The 10,851-nt window shown below is 51.1% G+C and carries 13 protein-coding genes; 4 read left to right on the top strand and 9 right to left on the bottom strand.

From position 1 onward, the window contains the following. Positions 1-322: 322 nt before the first annotated feature. The gene (locus PFRI_RS00400; protein ID WP_072628796.1) at positions 323-979 is read right to left on the bottom strand and encodes a CDP-alcohol phosphatidyltransferase family protein; all 657 of its coding nucleotides are present in this window, start codon (positions 977-979) and stop codon (positions 323-325) included. Positions 980-1,221: 242 nt separating this feature from the next. On the opposite strand from PFRI_RS00400, the gene PFRI_RS00405 reads away from it, so the two are divergent. Together PFRI_RS00405 and PFRI_RS00410 are read left to right on the top strand one after the other, a co-directional pair. Then, positions 1,222-1,653, top strand: a complete 432-nt coding sequence (locus PFRI_RS00405; protein ID WP_072628797.1) for an FAD synthase family protein — start codon at positions 1,222-1,224, stop codon at positions 1,651-1,653. A gap of 146 nt (positions 1,654-1,799) precedes the next feature. Continuing rightward, positions 1,800-2,411, top strand: coding sequence for a 2OG-Fe(II) oxygenase (locus PFRI_RS00410; RefSeq protein ID WP_072628798.1), 612 nt, complete (start codon positions 1,800-1,802; stop codon positions 2,409-2,411). Here PFRI_RS00410 and PFRI_RS00415 read toward each other — a convergent pair. From PFRI_RS00415 to ugpB, 8 genes are all read right to left on the bottom strand, one after another. Further along, the gene (locus PFRI_RS00415; RefSeq protein ID WP_072628799.1) at positions 2,371-2,649 is read right to left on the bottom strand and encodes a hypothetical protein; all 279 of its coding nucleotides are present in this window, start codon (positions 2,647-2,649) and stop codon (positions 2,371-2,373) included. The genes PFRI_RS00410 and PFRI_RS00415 overlap by 41 nt on opposite strands. A 167-nt stretch (positions 2,650-2,816) precedes the next feature. After that, entirely contained in the window at positions 2,817-3,170 is a 354-nt protein-coding gene (locus PFRI_RS00420) for a hypothetical protein (RefSeq protein ID WP_072628800.1), read from the bottom strand. A gap of 75 nt (positions 3,171-3,245) precedes the next feature. Further along, on the bottom strand, positions 3,246-3,374 hold the full coding sequence (locus PFRI_RS21770; protein ID WP_281249291.1) for a hypothetical protein: 129 nt from the start codon (positions 3,372-3,374) through the stop codon (positions 3,246-3,248). Positions 3,375-4,151: 777 nt separating this feature from the next. Next, positions 4,152-4,814, bottom strand: coding sequence for a DUF2461 domain-containing protein (locus PFRI_RS00425; RefSeq protein WP_245812178.1), 663 nt, complete (start codon positions 4,812-4,814; stop codon positions 4,152-4,154). Between the two features lie 197 nt (positions 4,815-5,011). After that, positions 5,012-6,070, bottom strand: coding sequence for a sn-glycerol-3-phosphate ABC transporter ATP-binding protein UgpC (gene ugpC, locus PFRI_RS00430; RefSeq protein ID WP_072628801.1), 1,059 nt, complete (start codon positions 6,068-6,070; stop codon positions 5,012-5,014). 3 nt (positions 6,071-6,073) lie between these two features. Then, positions 6,074-6,910, bottom strand: coding sequence for a sn-glycerol-3-phosphate ABC transporter permease UgpE (ugpE, locus tag PFRI_RS00435; protein ID WP_072628807.1), 837 nt, complete (start codon positions 6,908-6,910; stop codon positions 6,074-6,076). 20 nt (positions 6,911-6,930) lie between these two features. Continuing rightward, the gene (gene ugpA / locus PFRI_RS00440) at positions 6,931-7,812 is read right to left on the bottom strand and encodes a sn-glycerol-3-phosphate ABC transporter permease UgpA (protein ID WP_072628802.1); all 882 of its coding nucleotides are present in this window, start codon (positions 7,810-7,812) and stop codon (positions 6,931-6,933) included. A gap of 53 nt (positions 7,813-7,865) precedes the next feature. Further along, the gene (gene ugpB, locus PFRI_RS00445; protein ID WP_072628803.1) at positions 7,866-9,176 is read right to left on the bottom strand and encodes a sn-glycerol-3-phosphate ABC transporter substrate-binding protein UgpB; all 1,311 of its coding nucleotides are present in this window, start codon (positions 9,174-9,176) and stop codon (positions 7,866-7,868) included. 180 nt (positions 9,177-9,356) lie between these two features. On the opposite strand from ugpB, the gene PFRI_RS00450 reads away from it, so the two are divergent. Then, a complete protein-coding gene (locus PFRI_RS00450) occupies positions 9,357-10,283 on the top strand; it encodes a LysR substrate-binding domain-containing protein (RefSeq protein ID WP_072628804.1) in 927 nt (308 codons plus the stop codon). 36 nt (positions 10,284-10,319) lie between these two features. Beyond that, complete coding sequence (locus tag PFRI_RS00455) at positions 10,320-10,613, top strand: hypothetical protein (RefSeq protein WP_139292060.1); 294 nt, start codon at positions 10,320-10,322, stop codon at positions 10,611-10,613. Positions 10,614-10,851 lie beyond the last annotated feature (238 nt).

A 10,851-nucleotide genomic window follows, 5' to 3' on the forward strand; every position in this document is an offset into this window, starting at 1 on the left:
CCGATTACATCTTAGCTGAGCCACAAACCTGTCCGAATTAGTAGGACCACTTCAGATCTCCTTCTTGTTGTAGATCAGCAGACTACAAATCGTAGCTTACGTCAGTGTCCGAATTTCGGGGGTAGCTCACATTGTCCGCTACTTTAACAGCTTGAGGCATCATTCACTGTCAGTGCACTGACGCTATGATCTCGCTGAAGTTAACCCAAAACGAAACAGACATAGATTATTTTAGTATGTACCTGTGCCTTTCGGAGACAGTGTCGTAAATCAATTTCTTGCGGCACGCGTGGAAACAGAAAGTTGCTCATCGGAGCACTGTTTAAACAAAACTCGACCCATAGAAAGCGCTTACGGCAAGCGTGTAGATCGCCAAAACGACGACGTTTCTTGGATTTCCAGATAGCTTTGGTGTTTTGATTTGCGAAACGTTTAGTATCGCAAGAGACAGACCGCAGATGGCGAGAACTATCGCAAAGAGCGGACGCTCGAAATAACCTGCAAACATAAAGATGAAAACAAGCGAAATGCTGTTATTATCAATCGCTAGCCCTGTGTATTTCGCATCACCTGACAAGCCAAACGTGCTGAAGTAACTCAGTCGGATCGCCCCAAAGACGAGCATGATGAACGCAACGGGCAAGAAGGCTGGGTGAAAATTTGCATAGCTTAGGATCAACAGCGCAGGCGTGACGCCGTAACTGACAATATCAATGAGCAGATCCAGCTGGCCGCCAAACTTGCTATCCGCCCCAGTGCGTCCCTTCATGCGGCGGGCGATCAGCCCATCAGCCCAATCGAATGCAACGGCCCAGATCATTCCGATCATTGCAGCAGCGTAAACGCCTGTGATGATGAAATAGATCGCAAGCAGCGTACAGCCGAGGCCCGCAAGCGAGCATAAATTGGGAAGATCCTTAATATAGGACAGGATCGGGCGGGTCGGCAGATCGAGCGCATTCGCGTTTTCGGTTGTCATAACGGGTTCCTTGAGTTAGAGCAGCGTAGCCCTTGTCAATGTTGACAGGCACTCTCTGCCTCCCATTCTGTGTGCATTTGAAACGTGTAGTTTTCAAAGCACCAATCGACTCCAGACTTTAAAAAGTCCGGAGAGCTATCGGCTTAATTGTCTGAAACTACTGAATAAAAAATACGTTAGCGTGCATTCAGATGCCGTTGGCTATCACAGGTCTGTGGGCAGGTAAAAGGATAAAGCGAAGAATGATCGTTTATACCGTTGGTACTTTTGATTTACTTCATGTTGGCCACCTTGCTCTGCTGAACCACTGCAAGTCACTTGGGGATACACTCGCTGTGGGCGTGGCCTCTGACGAGGTGGTCAACCTCTATAAGCCCAATGTCCCTGTTGTACCGTTAGAGCAGCGTGTTGAAATGTTGCAAGCGCTCAGCTGCGTGGACATCGTGCGTCCCTATCATGCTTTGGAATACGTCTCTGGGTGCAAGGCCGTGAATGCCGATATCTTCGTGATCGGCGAAGATTGGGGCAGCAACACCCATAATTTGGATGTGAATGCCTATTTGAAACAAATGGGCAAAGAGATTGCGCAGGTGCGTTACAATCCCCGCACATCCTCAACCAAAATAAAACAGATGGTTTTGGCGCAATTCAATGCGCCAAGGAACCTACACTAGATTTTGATAACGCAAAGGTTGCGCACCCCTCGCGAACCTTTGTTACAATCCATTAAACCACGCCCTAATGGCCCTCTTCTTGTGATCGCGCCTTATCAACGCGGTGCTTTTCGGGATGCTTTCATGCTTCGAAAAAGGAACAAGATATGTTGGCTCTTCACACCATTCCCGATGCGTTCAGTATTGTAGAATGCAAACATATTGTTGCGGCACTCGCCGATGTTGCGCGCCAAGATGCATTGCTGGTAGGCCAGACCCAAAGCCACGAACTGCGCAAAGCCGAACTCGTGTGGATCGACGACGTTGCGGAACTCGACTGGGTGATGGATCGCTTGATTGATGTGGTGCGCAGGTGTAACAGCGCCACCTTCGATTTCGATTTACGCGAATTTGCAGAAAGCCCACAGGTCGCGACATACAAAGCCACAAACAACGGACATTTTGGCTGGCATTCTGATATCGGTGCAGGCCAAGCAGCAAGTAAGCGCAAGCTTACCTTGGTTCTACAACTGAGCGAAGCGAGCAGCTATGCAGGTGGTGATCTAGAAATTATGCCCACCGCTCAGGTCGTTTTGGCCAGCCGCGCGCAAGGATGCGTCAGCATATTCCCAAGCTTTTCGCTGCACCACGTGACGCCTATTCAAACTGGTACAAGGCACTCGCTAACAGTTTGGGCGCATGGACCAGCGTTTCGATTCCTGAGCTTGCTGAGCACGATCAGGAATCGTCGTCAGGCACGTTTCCAAGACGGACAATGAAGTTTGGTGCACTTACTTCACCAGAGCCTGCATCCTCGATAATCATATAGGCATCTGCGCCCGCGCAGCCTTCACGTTGGCTTTCGCGTTCTGCGCGATTTTGAGCGTCAGCTTCGCTGGTGTATTGGAACTGTTTGTCGACCTTCAGACCAGCAGGCCCCCCTCTTGCGCCTTTGGTTTCGACGTAGGTTTGGCAAATATAGTGAATTTTTTCAGCGTTATCGGGAGCATCTGACATCGCGCATTCCTTTAATGAAATTCAATGTTTTGCAAAGCATTTAGAGAAGGAACTCTCGATAAGGCAGAAACATCTTTGAAGCTATATCAGGTCTGCGCCATTCGGGCGCAATATGCAAAGGACTGTCCACCGTACCTAAGATTGGCACGATGGACGTTATCTAGAGCTTATGTCGCGTCTAAGCCGAGCTCTTCCATGCAAGCTGCAGCCAAATCGCGGTTTGGCTTTTCAGCGCCAGGAAGAGTTGCCCAACCAGTGTCCATAACCGCATCGCGCCGCTTGAAACGTGTGGCTTGATTGATGATTGCAAGCTTCTCTACACGCTCTGCGTCCGCTTTGGAGGCGCTCAGGCAGATAGGCACCATGGCCGTTGTCACCGCTTCATCTGCAAGGTCCTGTGCCATTTTTTCAGCGGTCCCGCCTGTCGTCCATCCACCCCAATTAAAGCCAACAATCGCGAGGATAATTGCACCAACAATTGCGCCATAGATGCCTGGTTTAGTCCATTCTGGAAGAGTCATATTTGATCCTTAAGACGGAGAAAGCGCCGCCACACTGTTTTTTGTTTTCAACGCCAATTAGGCGAGGAAAACCCGTTAGCTCACTTTTTTTCCAGCAATCGCGATGCCAGGTTTTCCGCCAGCTGAGCCCGCGGTTGCAGAGACTTTCGCCTTTTCCTGCTTAGGTTTTTTCGCTTCTTTTTTGCTGTTTTTGCCCTTGGCCATGTTCTTTCCTTTAGTTGGTTAGCATCTCCGTCACACAGTTGTGGCAGGCTGCGAATTTGAGTGAATGGGCGCAGATCTCAGGCCCGTCGAGAAGAGTTAGACTTGAGCTTCGATCGCCGCGAAACTCATTGAGCTTTGCAAACGATTTTGCGTGAATTTATTTCGATAGAGAACAGGGACCTGCGGGTCTGAAGCGTCAACAAAAGTCCGTATGAAGTAGGTTCAGAAGGACTATCCGTAGGTGTTCTGCAAATGAGAACACAAACGAAAAACCTGCTTAAAACCGGAAAATCTGTTGTTAGAAAGAATGACGATCAATGGCTTCCAGCCACTTTTTCAAGCAGAGAGCTCCGCCAGATATGATCAACGGCCTTTGACTGCGTCAGACCTATCTCAATGAGTATGCTTTATATCATAAATAGCAAGGCCAAGATCTGGCGATGCTAGCTATTACAGAAAAATACAGGGTCGTATCGGTACTAGCTCTTCAGAACCGATGAAGATCGACGCCTGATCTCACGATCGAGATGGGACCGTCGCACTTAAAAACCGCGATCATGAGTAAGTGCTGTATCAGCCATATTTGAAGTCATATTATTGAGCTTTGGCCTGCTATCCTGTCTCCCGCGGCGTTAAATTATTATTCTAAGATCAAAGCTCTGTTTAAGGGAAGCTGCCACGCAACACCTTAAGCTTGAGCCAACTTCCGCAAGGGCCGAATATTATGGCGGATAGCAAAAAGTAGAACATCGTTTCAAGAACCTGTAGATGATACAATCACTCAAAGTGCCTCACCAGCGGGCTGGCTGAGCGAAAGATGTTAGTCAATTGCTCAATCACGTCGTCTTCTAGCAAAAGCGCATCTGGCAGGTCCTTGCGGCAGCCTAAGCCGACCATTTTCAAATACTTCGCAGCTGGATCGTTATTGTCAAAACCATCAGGAACAGTCTTTAGCGCTTTGCGTGTAACAATTCCGTCAGGAAACGCCTCTTTGAAATCCAGATCGTTTACGAGGTTTTTAATCCCATTCGGATCGTCGACCAGACGCGACCGCAGGACGGCAAGTGCGGCCTTTGAGGGGTGGAAAAGCCCAGCCCCAGCGTGGCAATTCCCGGGCTCGATATGGAGATAATAGCCGACATCCTCAGATGGATTACCAGCGTTCGCAAACACATCAATATCCGTGCGGTACAGGCCGGGCCCAACGCGATCACGCGCTTCCTGAAAGAACTTGGAATAACTTTGCTTTGGTTTGATCCGTGCCGCAGCCACGTTGTGGTCAAACCGATCCGCATAATCATGAAGTGTCGTCGCAATGCCCGTAAAGTTGCGCAGAGCATCGTCACGTTCCTCGCGGTGTGCATCCATCCAGACCTTGCGGTTGTTCGCTGCAAGATCTGCAAGGAACGTAAATGTCTCTGGCTCAACCAAATCGGCCACTCCTGAATTGCAGCTCTTACGAAGCGTGTCTGCGTTTCCGTCACGCCATTGTAGAGCCGTTCACGATCAACCGCTATGAGTTTGTAGACGCTGCCCCATACTTGAAAACCGCTGATTAGAAATCGACAAGAATTCGAACGTCAGCTAAGTGTTTTGGGAACAAACGCTAACGTGTCTCGAAAAGTGCACCTTTAGTCTTAATCCACCACGCGGCGCAGGCCTGAGGTCACATCAAATATATGTGCACTACCCTGTTCGATGCGAAAACTGCGCGTATCGCTGTCCAAAGAGGATTGGTGCACACCTTGCAAACTAACCGTAAAGGTATCGCTAGAACCCTCAATGGTGCCATGCAAAAGAGTGTTGGCGCCGAGCGGCTCTGCCAGTTTCACAGAAACCTTCAAAGCACCCTCGTCATCAGGCACTAGATGTTCAGGTCTGACGCCTAGTTTCACCGCTCCATCAGCGCCAATGGCTGGCGCGACTGCTTGTCCTTGAAAAAACACCTGCCCCTCTTTCACCTCTGCGTCGACGATGTTCATCGCGGGGCTACCAATGAACTGCGCGGCAAACAGCGTGCGCGGTGTCTCGTAGACTTCTAGCGGCGTGCCAATCTGCTCTGCAACGCCAGCATTCATCACAATCATTCGATCCGCCATCGTCATCGCCTCGACCTGATCGTGGGTCACATAAAGCGAAGTGATCCCCAGCTTTGATTGCAGCTCTTTGATCTCCAGACGCATCTGAACACGCAGTTTTGCATCAAGGTTCGACAGTGGCTCATCAAACAAAAAGACCGCAGGTTCACGCACAATCGCGCGACCCATTGCAACGCGTTGACGTTGACCGCCGGACAGTTGCTTTGGCTTGCGGTCCAGCAAAGCTTCGAGCTGCAACAGCTTGGCGGCTGCGACGACTTTAGCCTCGATTTCGTCCTTGGGCAGTTTGGCGATCTTCAGGCCATACCCCATGTTCTGGCGCACAGACATATGCGGATAAAGCGCGTAGTTTTGGAAAACCATCGCAATGTCGCGATCCATCGGCTCTTTATCATTTGCAAGATCACCGCCGATCAACACATCCCCCGCCGACAACGTCTCTAGCCCCGCAACCAGCCGCAGCAACGTAGACTTGCCGCATCCGGACGGGCCGACGATCACAATGAACTCGCCATCTTCGATTTCGGTCGTGATCCCGTGGATCACATGTGTCGCGCCGAAACTCTTTTTGACGTCCTTGAGGGAAACCGTTGCCATATTTTATTTCTCGCTATCGACGAGGCCGCGGATAAACAGCCGTTGCATACTGACCACGACGATCACCGGAGGGATCATCGCAAGGATGGAGGTCGCCATAATCACGGGCCAATCCGCCGTGTCATCGCCCGAAGGAAACATCTGTTTGATGCCCATAACGATCGTATTCATCTCTGGATCGGTGGTGATGAGCAGCGGCCAGAGATATTGGTTCCAGCCGTAAATGAACAGAATGACGAACAAGGCCGCGACATTGGTGCGGCTCATCGGAACAACGATATCCCAGAAAAACCGCATCGGACTTGCGCCATCCACTCGCGCGGCCTCGGCCAACTCGTCGGGAATGGTCAAAAAGAACTGGCGGAACAGGAAAGTCGCTGTGGCGGACGCAATCAACGGGAAGATCAATCCGCCGTAGCTGTTGAGCATGCCAAAGCCTGCGACCACTTCGTAAGTTGGGACAATGCGCACTTCGACAGGCAGCATAAGCGTCAAAAAGATCATCCAAAAGAAAACCATGCGGCCCGGAAAGCGGAAATAGACGATCGCAAAGGCGGACAGCAACGAGATCACAATCTTGCCCACGGCAATCCCGATTGCCATGACAAGACTGTTAAACAGCATTGTCGCCACTGGAACATTCACGCCTGAAAACAGCGCCTTAGAATAGTTTTCCCAAAACTGATCGCCGGGCAATAGCGGCATCGGTGGTTTGACGATTTCAGGTTGGGTGACGGTAGAGGCCACAAAAGCCAGCCAGATCGGAAAGAAAATAACAAGCACGCCAAGGATCATAAAAACATGGGTCAACCACAGGCCCGCGCCGCGTTTCTCAACCATTCCATGGATTTCGCGCGCCATCAGTAATGCACCCTTTTCTCAACGAATTTGAATTGGATGATGGTCAGCAACCCGACGACAAAGAGCAAGATCACAGATTGCGCGGAGGACGATCCAAGGTCTTGGCCCACGAAACCGTCCGAGAAAACTTTATATACCAAAATCGTCGTAGATTGCTGCGGCCCGCCCGAAGTGATCGTGTGGATCACACCAAAGGTTTCAAAGAAGGAATAGACCACGTTGACGACCAGCAAGAAGAAGGTGGTTGGCGAGAGCAAAGGCAACACGATGGTCCAGAACCGCTTCCAAAAACGTGCGCCGTCGATGGCGGCCGCCTCAATAACCGAGCGCGGAACCGCTTGAAGGGCTGCAAAAAAGAACAAGAAATTATAGCTGATCCGCCCCCATGCAGAGGCTACGACAACAAGCCCCATCGCCTCGCCGCCGTTGAGCACATGGTTCCAATCATAGCCAAGATTGCCGAGATACCAAGACACCACGCCGACGCGGGTGTTAAACATAAAGAGCCACAATACGCCTGCAATTGCGGGGGCCACTGCATAGGGCCAGATCAGCATTGTGCGGTACACGCCCGAGCCTTTGATCAAGCGATCCGCGATCACGGCAAGAAACAGCGCGGGAATCATGGAGCACAGCGTGACAAGTATGGAAAAGATGGCAGTCGTCAAAAACGAGGCGCGGTAATATCGGTCGCCCAAAAGATATTCAAAATTGCCCAGTCCGACGAATTGGGACGACAGACCAAAGGGATCGGGGATGAACAGAGATTGCCAGATCGCTTGACCTGCAGGGTAGAAAAAGAACACTGCCGAAATCAAAACCTGCGGTGCAATCAGCAATGCAGGCAGCCACCAGCCACGAAATGTTACCCGTTTTTCCATTTTCGCCCCCGAATGAAAGAGACAGGCCCAGTTCAGGGCCTGCCTTTTAGAACCTAGCGGTTCGCAGCTTCAAAGCGGCGTAGCAACGCATCGCCACGCTCTTTGGCGCTGTCCATTGCTTCTTGCGCAGACTTATCGCCTGCCCAGATCGCTTCCAGCTCTTCGTCGATGATACCACGGATCTGATCAAACGAGCCAAGGCGCAAGCCGTTGGAGTTGGCCGTTGTGTCATTCGCAGTCATCTGGATCACAGCGATGTCCGTGCCCGGGTTCGCCTCATAAAAGCCCGCAGCTTTGGTGGCTTCGCTCGCTTCTGCGGTAATCGGTAGATAGCCTGTGTCCTGATGCCATTTGGCTTGAACTGCCGAGGACGACAAGTAGTTCAGGAACGCGCCTGCGCCTTTGTACTCAGCATCGTCATGACCTTCCATGACCCACAAAGACGCGCCACCGATGATGGTGTTTTGAGGCGCATTACCAACGCCTTCCCAATACGGAAGTGGGCGCACTTCAAAGTCAAACTCGGCCTCGGAACTGATGCCCGCATAGCCAGCAGAGCTTTCCGTGAACAAAGCACAATCGCCCGAGCGGAAGTTTGCACCACCCTCATTGCGACGACCCGTATAGATGAACTTGCCGTCCTGCGCCCATTGGCCCATCGCCGTCAGGTGCGCAACCTGCGCTTCGCCATTTAGCATCAGCTCAGTGTCCGTACCCGCAAATCCGTTGTCTTTGGAGGCAAACGGAACATCGTGGTACGCCGAGAAGTTCTCGAGGTGAATCCAGCTTTGCCAAGCGGTGACCAACGGGCATTCTTCGCCGCCCGCTTTGAGGGCTGTCAGCGCTGCATCTACGTTCTGCCATGTGGAGAGATCCGTGTCAGGATCAACGCCCGCTGCTTGCATCGCATCACGGTTGACCCAAAGAACGGGCGTGGATGCGTTGAAAGGCAAGGACAGCATGTCGCCCTCTGTAGATGTATAATACCCTTTGACCGCGCCAATATAGCTGTCTTGATCAAGCGCGCCGCCTGCTGCTGCCATGATTTCATGCGCCGGACGCACCGCGCCTTTTGCGGCCATCATCGTGGCTGTGCCGACTTCGAATACCATCAAGATATGCGGTTGCTCACCCGCGCGGAACGCTGCGATGCCAGCATTGAGCGTTTCTGAATAGTTGCCCTTGTGGCTTTGCACGACAACATAGTCGCTTTGACTTGCGTTGAATTCTTCAACTTGTGCGGCGACAAGTTCGCCAAGGCGGCCCGTAAAGGCGTGCCAAAACTGCACTTCGGTTTGCGCGGACGCCGCGATTGGCGTCAACATTGTGGATAACGCGAGAGCGCCGATTAGTGAATTTTTCATAGTTTCCTCCCAGAGCACTTTTGTAGTGCGTTGCCAATTTAACGAACCGGGCACTGCCCGTTTCGCAAGTTCAGACATCAAAACGATACACCGCCACATCTATAATACAAGACAGCAAAATGAGGAAAAAATATAACATTGCATTATGGATTTTTACGGATGCGCATGCCATGAACCCCTATGAAACAAAAACTACGACTGCGCCAATTCGAAGCTTTGATGGCCGTTATTCAACACAGCACCGTCACGCTTGCGGCAAAGGAAATGGGCATCAGCCAACCTGCAGTCAGTCGTTTACTTGCTGATCTGGGGCAAACTTTGGGTTTCTCGCTCTTTGATCGCAGAGGTGGTCGGCTCGTTCCAACACAAGAAGTGCGCTTTCTCCAAGCTGATATCCAACGGGTTCTGGACCTGATGGGTCAAATCGGTGAAGTCAGTCAAAGCATAACCGAACGCAAGGCAGGCCACATTAGAATCGCGTGCTTACCTGGTTTTGCGACCAGTCATCTTCCCTCTGTTATCGCGCATTTTCTAAAAGATCGCCCCGGAGTCAGTTTTACGATCGAACCCGATCGACCTGAACGTATCTTAGAGTGGATGATCGACGAGCAATTCGACTTTGGAATAACAGATGGGTTTCGCGGGCATTCGTCCGTTCTCAGTCAGGATATCCATGTGCGGACGGTGTGTATCTTTCCCAAGAACCATCACCTAGAGCGCTACGCAGAGATTACGCCGACTTTGCTGGCTGGCGAAAAGATCATCCACACCCGCCGCGATAGCGATTTCTTTAAAAGTCTTGAAAGTGCTTTTCTCGACGAAAACACAACTTTGAAAACGCTCGTGGAAACGAGGCAATTCACAGCCGCGTGCGAGTTGGTTGCCAATGGTTTAGGGGTCGCAATCGTCAGTGAATTGGATGCTATGAAATTTGTGGGTCAGAATATTCAGATCAGACCTTTTTCGCCCCTTATTGCACACAGGCTTTCCTTGGTGCGCCCTACCCTAAAGCGTCCATCTGCGATCACACTGGAATTCATCGACGCCTTTGCCGCTAGTCTTGAGCCATTCCAAATACAGATTTCTGCGTTGGGGAAAAAGAGCTAAGACAGATGTATTTCATTGATTTTTTGGGCAAAGATCTTGCCACAGACCTACCAAATTACTCAAAATTGGTCCAAGAATTTTACGCTTAGCGATTTTTTAATCGGCGGTCGGGTTATTTGTGACCTGGACCCGCACGCATTCTGGAAAAAGGAATGCGACCCGGACGCCTTGACCGAACGGCCAGCAAACGCATGGTTGCGTTCTTGGCGGATGATTGCATCGATTGAAGGCTCTTTGATTCCATGCTGTGACCGTAAAGTTTTCGATGCGACGGGCAAGAGTAAACCAGCGTTTTACGGCAGCGCGTCCAAGAGAGAGGAAACCGAATAGGCGTGAGCCCTGTTTAGCAGCCTTGATCTTGCAAAATGACACCAAAGCCGACTTTCGTGCGACTTGCAGCATCGGTCAAGTTGGGCTGATTGTGTTGAAAAACTCGTTGTTTTTGGCCCATTGATGCTGGTGATTACGTTGATTTCATTTGGCTGTTCGTAACCACCCTGCCTTTCACCCTGCGGCTGGTCCCATCGGCTTGAGCTTAGCGAGTTTCCGGAGGTTTTGGGCGGTTGCT

This window comes from Planktotalea frisia (assembly GCF_001890925.1).
Lineage (GTDB): Bacteria > Pseudomonadota > Alphaproteobacteria > Rhodobacterales > Rhodobacteraceae > Planktotalea > Planktotalea frisia.

Excerpts from the sequence above, each read along its gene's own strand:
- ugpE (WP_072628807.1), bottom strand. The coding sequence starts at position 6,910 with ATGGTTGAGAAACGCGGCGCGGGCCTGTGGTTGACCCATGTTTTTATG.
- ugpB (WP_072628803.1), bottom strand. The coding sequence starts at position 9,176 with ATGAAAAATTCACTAATCGGCGCTCTCGCGTTATCCACAATGTTGACG.
- PFRI_RS00420 (WP_072628800.1), bottom strand. The coding sequence starts at position 3,170 with ATGACTCTTCCAGAATGGACTAAACCAGGCATCTATGGCGCAATTGTT.
- PFRI_RS00410 (WP_072628798.1), top strand. The coding sequence starts at position 1,800 with ATGTTGGCTCTTCACACCATTCCCGATGCGTTCAGTATTGTAGAATGC.
- PFRI_RS00405 (WP_072628797.1), top strand. The coding sequence starts at position 1,222 with ATGATCGTTTATACCGTTGGTACTTTTGATTTACTTCATGTTGGCCAC.
- PFRI_RS00450 (WP_072628804.1), top strand. The coding sequence starts at position 9,357 with ATGAAACAAAAACTACGACTGCGCCAATTCGAAGCTTTGATGGCCGTT.
- PFRI_RS21770 (WP_281249291.1), bottom strand. The coding sequence starts at position 3,374 with ATGGCCAAGGGCAAAAACAGCAAAAAAGAAGCGAAAAAACCTAAGCAG.
- PFRI_RS00415 (WP_072628799.1), bottom strand. The coding sequence starts at position 2,649 with ATGTCAGATGCTCCCGATAACGCTGAAAAAATTCACTATATTTGCCAA.
- ugpA (WP_072628802.1), bottom strand. The coding sequence starts at position 7,812 with ATGGAAAAACGGGTAACATTTCGTGGCTGGTGGCTGCCTGCATTGCTG.
- PFRI_RS00400 (WP_072628796.1), bottom strand. The coding sequence starts at position 979 with ATGACAACCGAAAACGCGAATGCGCTCGATCTGCCGACCCGCCCGATC.
- ugpC (WP_072628801.1), bottom strand. The coding sequence starts at position 6,070 with ATGGCAACGGTTTCCCTCAAGGACGTCAAAAAGAGTTTCGGCGCGACA.